The organism is Nocardia sp. NPDC056564 (assembly GCF_042793755.1).
GTDB lineage: Bacteria > Actinomycetota > Actinomycetes > Mycobacteriales > Mycobacteriaceae > Nocardia.
Genome location: NZ_JBHTUR010000029.1, coordinates 55,800 through 68,148 on the forward strand (window position 1 = coordinate 55,800; position 12,349 = coordinate 68,148).

A 12,349-nucleotide genomic window follows, 5' to 3' on the forward strand; every position below is an offset into this window, starting at 1 on the left:
ACGGCTACTCGGCGGCTGGACCGTCCGCCATCGCTGACCATCTGCGGCTATTCGCGGAGAACTTGCGGCGTAGCTGCTTCGGCGATGGGCAACTACTCGATTTCCTCGGCGGATAACGCGGTCAGTTCTTTGTGGACCGCGGTGAGTAGCTTGTTCGTGCTGGTCCCGCCGCCGAGTAGGCCTACGGCCAATTGGCTGTGGAAGGTGTAGACGAGGAAGGTGATTGCGGCGGAGGCGCCGGTGGAGGGTTTGGGGTGGGCGGAGAGGTAGACGATTTCGTAGTCGGTCAGGGTGAGGGCGGCGGGGGTGCGGAATCGGGGTACGGCGCCGGTGTTGGTGATTGCGATGTGGCCGGCCAGGGAGTGGATTCGGGTCGGGCCGTAGAAGTCGGGGAAGTGCAGTACCGACTGTTGCACGATGCCCTCGGCCAGGTCGGTGCTGAGTCGTTCCGAAATCCGTTGGGCCAGTTCCAGAACGCTCTCCGCAGGGTCGATCGCGGCGGCGAACGACGCGAGTCCGGCCATGTTGGTGCCTTCGGCGGGTGCTACGCGCGGGTCGAGCCGTGACCGCATATCCACCGGGTACAGGCAGCCCAACGACACCGGCCCGCCTGTGGCATCGGGGGTTTCGGAAGCGTACGCACGAAGCAGTGCGGCCGTGATCAACCCGTTCACGCTGACGCCCCGACGATGGCCCAGTGCGACGATCCGCGCTGTCGTCGCCTCATCGAACCGAATCCGCTCCGGCCGGGCCAGCGAGCTGGGTGCCGGATCGCCAACGGGCACAGCCGGTGTCGCCGTCGGCAACGGCTTGGTCACCGCTTCGAAGCCGGATACCGAACCCGCGACAATCCCCCGCTTCGCCGCGTGCCACTCCAACGGTTGCGGATACTCCTGCGGCACAACGCTTATCGGCGTGGATTCGACGATATCGGTATAGCACCCCCAGAACCGCGACAGCAGTTCGACGCAGTGTCCGGCATCCGCGATGCTGTGATGCGCGAACAAGGTGACCCGCCATCGATCCGCGCCGGACACCACCGCGTCCAGATACGCCAACTGCGTTCCGGGGTCCACCGGCGTCGCCGGCAAACCCACAGTCTCCACGTCGCCCTCGGTCACCGAAGCCTCGATCGGCGAATCCCCCGGGCGCAGTAGATATCCCGTACCCTCCTCGTCTTCGCCGATCCGGCACAGCACCACCGGAAACGCCATCTGCAATGCGGCGAAGGCTTCTTTCAACGCCGCCACATCGAGCTCGCCCGCTACCGCCACCGACCGGCCCGTGTAGGTGCCGTGCCGGACAAACCGCTGTTCCGACGGCGCCAACTCGCGCACCACCGCATCCTCATCCCGCAACACCTCGCAAGCGTGCGGCAACACCGGCCGGGGCGCAAACGAACGGATGCGCGAGACTGGACCGCATGAGTCTCGCCGCGCATCTGGAAGAACTCGGCCGCCCGCTGGTCGAACATCAGCTCGAGCACCCCACCGTGGCGGGCATAGCCAAGGGTGACCTGCCCGAGCCGGTCTTCCGTTCCTGGCTGGAGCAGGATTACCTCTTCCTGCTCGACTACGTCCGGGTGTTCAGCCGCCTGGCCTGGCAGGCCCCGCCTGCGCACCTCGGCGACCTGGTGGACCTGGCGCACGCCACCTATCACGACGAGCTGGCCCTGCACCGCTCGCTGGCCGCGGAGTTCGGGGCCGATCTCGGTGGCGTCACCAAAGGTGTTGCGTGCGAGGCATACACGGCGTTCCTGCTCGATTCGGCCGCCGACTACGCCGAGGGCCTGGTCGCGCTCTACCCGTGCATGTGGGGCTACTCCACGCTGGGCGCCCGCCTCGCGGAGAACCCGCCCGCCGAACCCCGCTACCGCCGCTGGGTCGACACCTACGCCGACCCCGCCTTCGCCGCCCTCACCCGCCGCTGCGCCCAAATGATCGACGAGGCAGGCCCCGACCCGGACCGCGCCGAGGCCCTGTTCCGCGAAGGCATGCGCCACGAACTCGCGTTCTGGGACGTCCCCTGACCAGGCCGCACCGTACATCGCTGAACACGCACGCCTTCTGATTTTCCGCACCGAGAATTGCATGCGATTTTAGGTGCGGGAAATCAAGAGTGGTGCGGGAATTCAGGGGTGCAGGACGATCTTGCCGCGGGTGTGCCGCTGTTCGAGTTCGCGGTATGCGTCTTGGACCTTGTCGAGGGGGTAGGTGGCGGCGATGGGGACCTCGATGGTGCCTGCGGCGACCAGGTCGGCCAGTTCGGTGAGCACGTCGATGGTGCCCGCGGCGGCGTTGCCGTCGGCTTTCACGCCGTATTTCTCGACGGCGGCGAAGTTGATGATGGTGTCGATTCGATCCACCGGGACGCCGAGTTCGACGGCGATGTCCACGTAGTCGGCGCCGAACGTATCGATGAACGCGTCCACACCGTCCGGCGCGGCGGCCCGGAGTCGATCGATCAGCCCGTCGCCGTACGCCACCGGCGTCACGCCGACCTTCCGCAGCCAGTCGTGATTGCCCTCGCCGGCGATACCGATCACCTCGGCCCCACGCGCGCGCAGCAGTTGCACCGCGATCGAGCCGACTCCGCCGGCGGCGCCGGACACGACGACGGTGTCGCCCGCGTTCGCCTCCACCGCGCGAATGGCCGCGAAAGCCGTTGTGCCCGCGACATATAACGCGCCTGCCACATCCCAGTCCAGCCCGGCGGGCTTGGGCGTCACCTGAGCGAACGGCACCACCACATGCGTCGCGTGACTGGCGCGTTCGTCGGTGAACCCGAGCACCTCGGCACCGACCTCGATCCCACCGACCTCCGCCCCGAGCTCGACGACGCGCCCCGCGAAATCGGTCCCCTCCCCCGACGGAAACGTCGAGGGCCAGCGGTCGTGCAACGCACCGCTGCGGATCGACGCCTCGCCCGGATTGATGCCCGCCGCGACCACGGCGACCACCACCTGTCCTGGCCCGGCGGTCGGCGTCGGCACCTCGACCACCCGCAACTCGTCGATCCCGCCATATCGATCGAACTTCACCGCTCTTGCCATGCTGAGCTCCTCGATTCGGTGACTAACGGCACATCGAGCGTCAACGGACCACCCGGCCCGGATATTTCCCGCCAGCACGTCCGGAAACCGGCAGACCGGCGATTGGAGGGCGGATCGCCCGGAACCGTCCTACGCTGACAACCGTGGGAGCGGAGAATGTGCGGGCGTCTGATGCCGACCGCGAGAAGGTCGTGGAACAACTGCGGCACGCGATGAACGAGGGCAGGCTGACGCTGCACGAATACGACGACCGGCTGCAACAGGTGTATGCCGCCAAGACCTATGGCGAGCTGAATCCGGTGCTGGCCGACCTTCCCGCTCAGCGCGGTTCGCGCTCGCGGGAGGTGAAGCGGATACCGCAGTGGGTCGTGATCATGTGGACGCCATGGGTTTTCGTGAACATGCTGACCCTGTTGATCTGGGTGGCCACCGGCGCGGGCTATTTCTGGCCGTTCTGGGTGGCCGTGCCGTGGGGCATGGCGTTGCTCATCCCGACCGCGATCGGAATCACGGTGCGCGGCAACGGTTCCGAATCGGAACGTCCGCAGCTCCCGCCGACGCCACCGACTCCCCCGCTGCCGCCGACGCGCTGAGACGACGAACGACCCGCACCGATCGTCGGGTGCGGGTCGTTCGGCCGGAAGCTCAGGAACCCAGCAGATGCTGGGCCAGGTAGCCCTCCACCTTGTCCAGCGCGATCCGCTCCTGCGTCATCGAGTCGCGCTCGCGGATGGTCACCGCCTGGTCGTCGAGGGTGTCGAAGTCGACGGTGATGCAGAACGGGGTGCCGATCTCGTCCTGCCTGCGGTAGCGGCGGCCGATCGCGCCGGCGTCGTCGAACTCCACGTTCCAGTTCCGGCGCAGTTGCGCGGCAAGGTCTTTCGCCTTCGGCGTCAGATCCGCGTTGCGCGACAACGGGAGTACCGCCGCCTTGACCGGGGCGAGCCTGCGGTCCAGGCGCAGCACCGTGCGAGTGTCCACGCCGCCCTTGGCATTCGGCGCCTCGTCCTCGGCGTACGCGTCGACCAGGAACGCCATCAGCGAACGGGTCAGGCCGGCCGCGGGCTCGATGACGTAGGGCACGTAGCGCTCATTGGTGGTCTGGTCGAAGAAGCTGAGCTCGGTGCCGGAGTGCTCGGAGTGCGTCTTGAGGTCGAAGTCGGTGCGGTTGGCAATGCCCTCGAGCTCACCCCACTCGTTGCCCTGGAAGCCGAAGCGGTACTCGATGTCGGTGGTGCCCGCCGAGTAGTGCGACAGCTTTTCCTTCGGGTGTTCGTAGAGCCGCAGGTTGTCCGGGTTGATGCCGAGGTCGGTGTACCAGGAGAAGCGGGTCTCGATCCAGTACTTGTGCCACTCGGCGTCCTCGCCGGGCTTGACGAAGAACTCCATCTCCATCTGCTCGAACTCGCGGGTGCGGAAGATGAAGTTGCCGGGGGTGATCTCGTTGCGGAAGCTCTTGCCGATCTGGGCGATGCCGAACGGCGGCTTCTTGCGCGCGGTGGTCATCACGTTCGCGAAGTTGACGAAGATGCCCTGCGCGGTCTCGGGCCGCAGGTAGTGCATGCCCTCCTCGGACTCGATCGGGCCGAGGTAGGTCTTGAGCATCATGTTGAAGTCGCGCGGCTCGGTCCACTTGCCGACGGTGCCGCAGTTCGGGCACGCGAGCAGGTCCATCGTGACCGTGTCCGGGTCGTCGATCTTGTGCTTGAGCGCGTACGCCTCCTGCAGGTGGTCCTGCCGGAAGCGGTGATGGCAGTTCAGGCACTCGACCAGCGGATCGTTGAACACGCCGACGTGACCCGAGGCCACCCAGACCTGGCGCGGCAGGATCACCGACGAGTCGAGGCCGACGATGTCCTCGCGGCTGGTGACCATCGAACGCCACCACTGGCGCTTGATGTTCTCCTTGAGTTCGACGCCCAGCGGACCGTAGTCCCAGGCCGACTTGGTGCCTCCGTAGATCTCACCGCTCGGGTACACCAGACCCCGGCGCTTGGCGAGGTTGGCAACGGTGTCCACCTTCGACTTGGGTGCCACTCGAGAATTCTCCATCCACTACGAGTCGGATTGTGCGTTCAGGCCATTGTTTTGCGAGGACGCAACGATACGAAGACAGACTATCGGCCCTGCCCACCCGACGTTCCACCGCACGGGCAACCGCTGTCCGTGTCCGGGTGGACGCGCGAGCACCGGCGCGTCCGTTTGACATGCGCAACTGTGCATATCAAAATGGGATCGCTTTCCAATAAGGAGTTGGTGCCATGACCGCCGAGACCGCCACCACCCATCCGCACAACCCGTATCGTGCGCCCGCGCCCGCGCCGGTTCCCGCCCGGACCGTCCTGGAGGACGCGGGCGAGCTGCTGCGCGCCCTGGCCGCTCCGGTCCGCATCGCCATCGTGCTGCAGTTACGCGAGTCGCCGCGCTGTGTGCACGAGCTGGTCGACGCGCTCGGGGTGACCCAGCCGCTGGTCAGCCAGCATCTGCGCATCCTCAAGTCCGCGGGCGTGGTCCACGGCGAGCGGTCCGGTCGCGAGGTGCTCTACGAACTCGTCGACGACCATCTCGCGCATATCGTGGTCGACGCCGTCGCGCACGCCGAGGAAGGGTAATTCGTGCCAGAGAACAGTGTCGTTCCGCAGAAGCCGGTCGGCATCCGCAGCACCAGGCAGCGCAGCGCCATCGCGGCGCTGCTCGGTGACATCGAGGAGTTCCGGTCCGCCCAGGAACTGCACGACGAGCTGCGCAAGCGCGGCGAGGGCATCGGGCTGACCACCGTCTATCGCACGCTCCAGTCGCTGGCCGATGCCGGCCTGGTCGACGTGTTGCGCACCGACTCCGGCGAGTCCGTTTATCGCCAGTGTTCCACCGGGCACCATCACCATCTGGTCTGCCGGCACTGCGGGCGCACCGTCGAGGTGGAGGGGCCGACCGTGGAGGCCTGGGCGGGCGCGATCGCCCGTGAGCACGGGTTCACCGAGGTCAGCCACACCATGGAGGTGTTCGGCACCTGCGCGTCCTGTGCGTCGGCCGATCATGGGGACGGCCGGACCACGATGTAGTCCACGCTTCGGTTCACTCAGCGGACCGAGCCCTGGTTAACACCGAGCCTGCCCGTGCAGATTTCAACGCGAACCCACGAACGCCCGGCCTACCCGGGTGTCGCGCTCTGGGGTCGCACATCTTCCGGGAGGCTCAGCCGTGCGCACGACCTTGCTTTCATCCGTAGTTCCGGCCCGTAGCCGCCGAATCCGCACCGCCGCAGCCGCGGTGGCGCTGCTCGGCACGGCCACGCTGGCCCTGACCGCCTGCAATGACAAGAACGGCACGGCGACACCGGTCTCGGCGACACCGGCCACCAGCGTGGTCGCCAACGGCTCGCCGGGCAGCAATTCGGGTGCGGGCCAGTCGACGGTGCGCACCGTCGGCAAGACCGGCTGGTTCGAAGGTTTCGACATCACCGTCAACAAGGCGACCGTGGTGCCGGACGACTTCGGCGGCGCGAAGGTGCTGATCGATATCACCTACAAGAACACCACGCTCGACAACAAGACGATGAGCAACAACACCTCGCTGCTGGTCGGCAGCGAGGTCGACGGCGGCGCATCGTGGGACAACCCGACGGTGCCCGGCGGCGGTTCGGCGACCGGCAAGGTGACCACGTCGGTCAAGTCCGCGAAGGACGCCGAGCATCTGATCGACACGATGACCGTGGTGTACGGGCAGGCCGCGGACAACCAGACCAAGATCCCGCTCAGCACCGCGGGCAAGGTGGACAGCGTGCAACCGAAGACGCTCCCCGTCACCGGCACGCTGGTGCAGGACCAGACCACCATCCAGGTGACCGCGGGCAAGCTCAGCCCCAGCTACACCAAGGGCGAGCGCGGCAAAGACGAACTCGCCCTGCACATCACGATCACCGGCGGATCAGGAATCCCGGCCGGCGGCAGCAACATCTTCACCGAATACTTCTCCCTGAAGACCCCCGACGGCCAGAGCATCGTCGCCGACGACCGCAGCCCGATCAACGAACTCCTCGACGCCGGCAAAACCATCGACAACGCGAAGAACTACGTCGTATTCGTCGTCCCCACCCCCGCCACCGGCAACTACATCCTGACTTACAACAGCCAGAAGGAAGAGGGCGCCCCCACCGCCCCCACCCTCCCCTTCACCATCAACTGACCCCGCGCCGCCCACCTCGAAACACACGCACACCCCCTGATTTCCCGCACATCGAATCGCATGCGATTGCGTATGCCGGAAATCAGGGGGTGTGCGGCTTCGTACGGTCAGCCGGCGGCGACGGGGACCGGGGTGGAGGTGGGGGCTTCGGCGGGGCGGCGGGTGCGTAGGGCGCCGAGGGCGAGCAGGGCGAGAGCGGATAGGGCCCAGATCAGTAGTACGACAAGGGGTTTGGTGGCGCCTGCGCCGTCGAAGAAAGCGACCGAGCGGAGCAGGGAGGCGGCGGCGCCGGGCGGGAGGAGCTGGCCGATGGCGCCCCAGGGCTGCGGGAGGAGCTCGGGGGCCGAGGTGGCGGCGGAGAACGGGTTGCCGATGAGCAGCATGGTCAGTGCTGCTATGCCGATGCCCGCTCGGCCGATTGCGGTGGAGAGGCCGACTACCGCGCCCGAGACGGCGAACGAGACCAGGCCGGCTACCGCGGACAGTTCGAGGTAGGAGCCCGGGACCACCGACATCCAGCCGTGGATGATCTCCATGCTCAGCAGGCCGCCGGTCACGCCGAAGGTGACCAGCCCCAGGGCTTTGCCACCGACCGTCGGGATCAGCAGGCTGAGTAGCACGCCCGCGGCGATGCCGGACAGGGCCAGCGGCAGCACCATCGCGCCGAACGCGGTGCCGCGCGGATCGTCGGGATCGGCGGCCACCACATCCTCGACCCGGGCGGCCGGTCCCCCGGCCAGCTGCTGGCCGATCTGCGTGAGTTGTTGCGCGACAGCCGGACTCGCGGCGGAGGCGATCAGGACGCGCGGCGGTCCGTCGCCGGTGACGATGGCGCCGTACACCTCCCGGTCCCCGATGGCGGCGCGCGCGGCGGCCTCGTCGGCCGGTCGGGCGATGGCGAAGGCGTCCGGATCGTGCCCGGCGAGCTGGGTCACGACCATGTCGGCCTGCGGGCCGGTGACGGCGATGGGCAGATCGCGCGGGGCGATATTGGCGGCGGGCCAGGCGAAGGCGATCAGCATCAGCGCTTGGAGCAGGGCGGCGCCGACACCGGCGGCGAGCGCTCGCTGGGTTGTGGTCATGACGTTCTCCCGTAAATCGAATGACCGTTTTCTTTAACTGGGAGACATCGTCGCGCTCCCCCCGCACCTTGTCAAGAACGGATGTTCGTTTTACTTTATGAGCATGCCCAGAGTCAGCGAAGAACACCTGGAACGCCGCAGGCAGCAGATCCTCGATGCCGCTCGCCTCTGCTTTGCCCGCAAGGGCTTCCACGAGACGTCCATGCAGGACGTCTTCGCCGAGTCAGGGCTGTCCGCCGGCGCCGTCTACCGCTACTTCAAGAGCAAAGACGACCTCATCGCGGCGCTCGCCACCCAGACCACGGTGCCGCTGCGCGCCCTGATGACCGAGCTGATCCACACCGATCCGCTGCCGACGCCGGACCGATTCGTCGCCGCGATGGCCGAGCACATGGTCGCGAACAGCGGGCCAGACGGCCCGGTGCGACTGGCCCCGCAGGCGTGGGCGCTGGCGCTGGTGAACATCGATGCGGCCGAGTACGTCAAGCAGGCGATCCTGGGCATCCGGACCCTCTGCTACGAATACACCGAGCGCATGCGCGACGCGGGCTGGCTCCCGGCCGACGCGGACACGCACGCGACGGCCACCGCCCTCATGGGCGTGCTGCCCGGATTCATGTTGCAGCACTTGCTCATCGGCGATCTCGAACCGGACACCCTGGCCCGCGGTCTGCGCACGCTGCTCGCCTACGACGGCCCCGCCGCCCGCGGCGAGGTCAGAAGCTGAACGCGATGGCCCGCAGCACCAGCGCGGCGATGAACACCGCAGTGAAGGCCAGGTCGATGGACAGGCCGCCGGCCCGGATCGGCTGGAGCACCCGCCGCACCGGCGCGATCACCGGCTCGGTGGCGGCGTGCGTCAGCTCGCGGGGACGGGTGGCCCAGCTGGGGCTGTTGCCGAGGGCGGCCATCCAGTCGAACACCATCCGTGCGAGCAGCAACACGATGAACACGGTCAGGGCGTAACCGATCAGGGTGCCGATGAGGCTCATTCCGAACTCCTTCGTGTGGCCGCGTTGGCCTTCTCACCAGTGTCAACGCGGTGGGCGGGGTCGAAAGTGTCGCGTTTGCCGGATTCTCAGATGACTATCAGCGAGCGGCTCACCACAGGCCGGGAACGAGCCGTTTGGTGCTGGTCCGATACTCCTCGTAGGCGCGGCCGAGGGTCTCGACCAACGCCTTCTCTTCGACGTCGATCCGTCGGCCGAGAGCATAGATCGGCAGGGCGACGGCGACGACCAACGATATCCAGTTGGCCGCGGCCAGGCCCAGGCCGACCATGACCAGCAGAATCCCGGTGTAGGACGGGTGGCGCACCCACCGGTACGGGCCTCGATCGACCACCGCCTGATCGCTGTCGACCTCGACGGTCGTGCGGAACGAACTACCGAGCACGACGATCGCCCAGATCCGCACGACCAGCCCCAGCCACATGATCGCGGTCCCGGCGATCTGCCACGGCAGGTGGGCACCGGGGAACTGGAACACGCTGTCCGCGGGCAGGAAGTCCGCGACGAACAGGGCGAGGGTGGCGGCGGCCGCGACGACGATCACCAGGGTCAACCGGGTGCCGCCGTCCTGCGCGGTAGAACCCGTGCGGCGCAATCGATCTCGTATGCGCAAGCCGATCTCGAGCGCCAGCCACACCCAGGTGGTGGCTTCGATCGCGTTCACCACATTCGCTCCTCAGGCCGGTCCCGTGTCGCCGGTACTGCGAGCAAACCAGTAAAAGCGATGCGGCGCATCAGGAACTTCCCCGATTCGCCGGCCGGCCTGGCGATCCGCCGCGGTGACCACCCTCGGTGCGCTCGCCGCCCCCCGGCGGTTAGAGCCAGCCGAGACGTTCGGCGGCGCGGACGGCTTCGGCGCGGGTGGTGGTGCCTGTTTTGCCGATGGCGGCGGACAGGTGGTTCCGAACGGTCCCCTCGGAGAGGTGCAGTTGTTTGGCGATGGCGCCCGCGGTCGCGCCGTCCGCGGCGGCCGACAGGACCTCGCGTTCGCGTTCGGTCAGCGGGGACGTTCCGGCGGTGAGGGTTTCGGCGGCCAGCGCGGGATCGACCACCCGCAGGCCCATCTGGACCCGCCGCACAGCGTCGGCCAATTCCCTTGCCGGAGTGTCTTTTACCACGAACCCGCTGGCACCCGAATCGATCGCCCGGCGAAGGTAGCCTGGCCTGCCGAAGGTCGTCACCATCAACACCCGCACCTCGGGATGGCTGGCATGCAACTGCGCGGCGACCGAGATGCCGTCCAGCCCGGGCATTTCCACATCGAGCAGCACCACGTCGGGCTTCGTGCGAGCAACGGCATCGACCACTTCGTCACCGCGCCCCACCTCCCCGACCACCTCCAGATCGGACTCCAGCCCCAGCAACGCCGCGAGCGCCCCCCGCACCAGCGCCTGATCATCGGCAAGCAACAGCCGAATCATCTGCCCCACTTCCTACCTCGAATCGCCCCGCACCACGGGACCACAACCGAATACGCATACCCTTCGATTCCCGCAGACCGAATCGCATGCGATTGCGTGTGCGGGAAATCGAGGCGTGTGCCGCTGGTTCACACCGGGACGGTCGCGCGGACACGGACGCCTCCTTCCTTCGGCGCGGACAGCGTCAGCGTGCCGCCTGCGGCACGGACGCGCTCGCGCAGACCGGCGAGCCCCGAGCTGGACTCACCGCTCACCCCGAGGCCGCGACCGTCATCGGACACCTCGATGCTGTCGGCCGTGACCCGCACCGTGCAGTGCCGGGCCGCGCTGTGCCGGATCACGTTGGTGATCGCCTCGCGGAGCACCCAGCCGAACAGCTCGCTGTGCGATGTCTCCGGCAGCCGCGCGTCTTCGGGCAGCTCCGCGGCGATGTCCGCGGCCGCCAAAGCCGTTCGCGCATTGGCGAGTTCGCCACGCAGCGTGACCTCACGCAATCCGCCGACGGTGTCGCGCACCCCGGCCAGCGCCTCGCGCGCCAGCCGCTCGATATCGGCCAGCTCGGTCCGCGCCCGGGTCAGGTCGACATCGATGAGCCGTTGCGCGAGTTCGGTTTTCACCGTGATCACGGTCAGCGAGTGGCCGAGAATGTCGTGCACGTCCCGCGCCACCCGGTTGCGTTCCTCTACGATGTCCAGCTCGGCCCGTTGCCGCCTAGCCAGCTCCGCCAGCCGTTCGCCGCGCAGGCCCAGCTGCCTGGCCACCCAGATCCCCAACGGGATGAGACCGAGCCAGAACGGCATGCCCGACAGGCTCGGGATGGCCAGCGGCGTGAGCATCAGCAACAACGCGACCGCGACGGCCACGTAGCCGGACTCGCGCCCGGGCATGTGGAAGATCGCGGTCACCGCGACGAAACTCGCGGCGGGCAGGGCGACCGGACCGACCAGTGCGACCAGCGCGACCGTGCACGCGACCATCGCGGCCAGGAACAACCACAGCCGGGGATCGGTCGGCCGCTCCAGCACCGGCTCGCCCCGTCCGCGTCGGCCGAAGACGACGAACGAACCGACGACCAGCAGCGCGTATCCGAGCAGCACCGTGGTCGCGAGCGCGCCCCGCAGCGGGCCATCGTCCGACCAGCTCTGCGCCACCGGCCCGATCATGAAGGACATCCAGGCGACCGCCATCAGCGCGCCGAACCACCCGCGCCGGCGCCTGCTGGTCGCCGTCGGCCCGCCCTCGGTGACCAAGCTGTCGATGAGGCCCAGCGCACCGCCCGCGCGCAGGGACGCGGACCACGACGTCACGCCCATGCCACACCCCAGGCATGCGACGGATCGCGAGGGAGCTGTCGCGCGCGGTCGATCACGAGCACAGACGCTACCGAACCCGGCTCGGCCGGCAGTCCGGACATCGTCTTCGGCAGCACGGCGCTCCCGCACGTCCGGCCCTGCTCGACATCCCGGCGACCGACGGAATCGAGACGAGCCGTCGCGTCGAGCATCGCCAACCGATCCCGGATGCCGAGCGGCTCCGCGTCCGCCGTGACCGGCAACGCGGCGGTGGGGGCCCCCCCCCCCGGGGCGCGCCGCCCCGCCG

The 12,349-nt window shown here is 68.1% G+C and carries 15 protein-coding genes; 6 read left to right on the plus strand and 9 right to left on the minus strand.

The genetic code is table 11. The features are described from left to right. Positions 1 to 92: 92 nt before the first annotated feature. The gene (locus tag ACFQ9K_RS42050) at positions 93 to 1,361 is read right to left on the minus strand and encodes an acyltransferase (protein ID WP_378720571.1); all 1,269 of its coding nucleotides are present in this window, start codon (positions 1,359 to 1,361) and stop codon (positions 93 to 95) included. A gap of 62 nt (positions 1,362 to 1,423) precedes the next feature. On the opposite strand from ACFQ9K_RS42050, the gene ACFQ9K_RS42055 reads away from it, so the two are divergent. Further along, positions 1,424 to 2,029, plus strand: coding sequence for a TenA family protein (locus ACFQ9K_RS42055; protein ID WP_378720570.1), 606 nt, complete (start codon positions 1,424 to 1,426; stop codon positions 2,027 to 2,029). Between the two features lie 102 nt (positions 2,030 to 2,131). On the opposite strand, the gene ACFQ9K_RS42060 is transcribed toward ACFQ9K_RS42055, so the two are convergent. Further along, on the minus strand, positions 2,132 to 3,052 hold the full coding sequence (locus ACFQ9K_RS42060) for an NADP-dependent oxidoreductase (RefSeq protein ID WP_378720569.1): 921 nt from the start codon (positions 3,050 to 3,052) through the stop codon (positions 2,132 to 2,134). A gap of 143 nt (positions 3,053 to 3,195) precedes the next feature. Here ACFQ9K_RS42060 and ACFQ9K_RS42065 point away from each other — a divergent pair, with 143 nt between their 5' ends. Continuing rightward, the gene (locus ACFQ9K_RS42065) at positions 3,196 to 3,645 is read left to right on the plus strand and encodes a DUF1707 domain-containing protein (RefSeq protein WP_378720567.1); all 450 of its coding nucleotides are present in this window, start codon (positions 3,196 to 3,198) and stop codon (positions 3,643 to 3,645) included. A 52-nt stretch (positions 3,646 to 3,697) separates the two neighbouring features. On the opposite strand, the gene ACFQ9K_RS42070 is transcribed toward ACFQ9K_RS42065, so the two are convergent. Continuing rightward, positions 3,698 to 5,089: a glycine--tRNA ligase gene (locus ACFQ9K_RS42070; RefSeq protein WP_378720566.1), complete on the minus strand. Its 1,392-nt coding sequence runs from the start codon at positions 5,087 to 5,089 to the stop codon at positions 3,698 to 3,700. Between the two features lie 224 nt (positions 5,090 to 5,313). Here ACFQ9K_RS42070 and ACFQ9K_RS42075 point away from each other — a divergent pair, with 224 nt between their 5' ends. From ACFQ9K_RS42075 to ACFQ9K_RS42085, 3 genes are all read left to right on the plus strand, one after another. Then, the gene (locus tag ACFQ9K_RS42075) at positions 5,314 to 5,664 is read left to right on the plus strand and encodes an ArsR/SmtB family transcription factor (RefSeq protein ID WP_378720565.1); all 351 of its coding nucleotides are present in this window, start codon (positions 5,314 to 5,316) and stop codon (positions 5,662 to 5,664) included. 3 nt (positions 5,665 to 5,667) lie between these two features. Beyond that, positions 5,668 to 6,114 (plus strand): Fur family transcriptional regulator, encoded by a 447-nt coding sequence (locus ACFQ9K_RS42080; protein WP_378720564.1) that lies wholly within the window; start codon positions 5,668 to 5,670, stop codon positions 6,112 to 6,114. A gap of 139 nt (positions 6,115 to 6,253) precedes the next feature. Next, entirely contained in the window at positions 6,254 to 7,237 is a 984-nt protein-coding gene (locus tag ACFQ9K_RS42085; protein ID WP_378720563.1) for a hypothetical protein, read from the plus strand. A gap of 107 nt (positions 7,238 to 7,344) precedes the next feature. On the opposite strand, the gene ACFQ9K_RS42090 is transcribed toward ACFQ9K_RS42085, so the two are convergent. Next, a complete protein-coding gene (locus ACFQ9K_RS42090; RefSeq protein WP_378720562.1) occupies positions 7,345 to 8,319 on the minus strand; it encodes a hypothetical protein in 975 nt (324 codons plus the stop codon). Between the two features lie 103 nt (positions 8,320 to 8,422). Here ACFQ9K_RS42090 and ACFQ9K_RS42095 point away from each other — a divergent pair, with 103 nt between their 5' ends. Continuing rightward, entirely contained in the window at positions 8,423 to 9,046 is a 624-nt protein-coding gene (locus ACFQ9K_RS42095; protein WP_378720561.1) for a TetR/AcrR family transcriptional regulator, read from the plus strand. On the opposite strand, the gene ACFQ9K_RS42100 is transcribed toward ACFQ9K_RS42095, so the two are convergent. From ACFQ9K_RS42100 to ACFQ9K_RS42120, 5 genes are all read right to left on the minus strand, one after another. After that, positions 9,036 to 9,311, minus strand: coding sequence for a YggT family protein (locus ACFQ9K_RS42100; RefSeq protein ID WP_378720560.1), 276 nt, complete (start codon positions 9,309 to 9,311; stop codon positions 9,036 to 9,038). The two genes, ACFQ9K_RS42095 and ACFQ9K_RS42100, sit on opposite strands and share 11 nt — an antisense overlap. 109 nt (positions 9,312 to 9,420) lie before the next feature. Continuing rightward, positions 9,421 to 9,993 carry a methyltransferase family protein gene (locus tag ACFQ9K_RS42105; protein WP_378720559.1) on the minus strand — a complete coding sequence of 191 codons (573 nt, stop codon included), beginning with the start codon at positions 9,991 to 9,993 and terminating at the stop codon, positions 9,421 to 9,423. 151 nt (positions 9,994 to 10,144) lie between these two features. Next, on the minus strand, positions 10,145 to 10,750 hold the full coding sequence (locus ACFQ9K_RS42110) for a response regulator (RefSeq protein ID WP_378720557.1): 606 nt from the start codon (positions 10,748 to 10,750) through the stop codon (positions 10,145 to 10,147). Positions 10,751 to 10,878: 128 nt separating this feature from the next. Next, entirely contained in the window at positions 10,879 to 12,063 is a 1,185-nt protein-coding gene (locus tag ACFQ9K_RS42115) for a sensor histidine kinase (protein WP_378720556.1), read from the minus strand. After that, positions 12,054 to 12,349, minus strand: a 296-nt coding sequence (locus ACFQ9K_RS42120) for a hypothetical protein (protein ID WP_378984436.1), incomplete at its 5' end; no start/stop codon positions are given. The genes ACFQ9K_RS42115 and ACFQ9K_RS42120, both read right to left, overlap by 10 nt.

Excerpts from the sequence above, each read along its gene's own strand:
- ACFQ9K_RS42100 (WP_378720560.1), bottom strand. The coding sequence starts at position 9,311 with ATGAGCCTCATCGGCACCCTGATCGGTTACGCCCTGACCGTGTTCATC.
- ACFQ9K_RS42095 (WP_378720561.1), top strand. The coding sequence starts at position 8,423 with ATGCCCAGAGTCAGCGAAGAACACCTGGAACGCCGCAGGCAGCAGATC.
- ACFQ9K_RS42060 (WP_378720569.1), bottom strand. The coding sequence starts at position 3,052 with ATGGCAAGAGCGGTGAAGTTCGATCGATATGGCGGGATCGACGAGTTG.
- ACFQ9K_RS42090 (WP_378720562.1), bottom strand. The coding sequence starts at position 8,319 with ATGACCACAACCCAGCGAGCGCTCGCCGCCGGTGTCGGCGCCGCCCTG.
- ACFQ9K_RS42110 (WP_378720557.1), bottom strand. The coding sequence starts at position 10,750 with ATGATTCGGCTGTTGCTTGCCGATGATCAGGCGCTGGTGCGGGGGGCG.
- ACFQ9K_RS42055 (WP_378720570.1), top strand. The coding sequence starts at position 1,424 with ATGAGTCTCGCCGCGCATCTGGAAGAACTCGGCCGCCCGCTGGTCGAA.
- ACFQ9K_RS42115 (WP_378720556.1), bottom strand. The coding sequence starts at position 12,063 with ATGGGCGTGACGTCGTGGTCCGCGTCCCTGCGCGCGGGCGGTGCGCTG.
- ACFQ9K_RS42075 (WP_378720565.1), top strand. The coding sequence starts at position 5,314 with ATGACCGCCGAGACCGCCACCACCCATCCGCACAACCCGTATCGTGCG.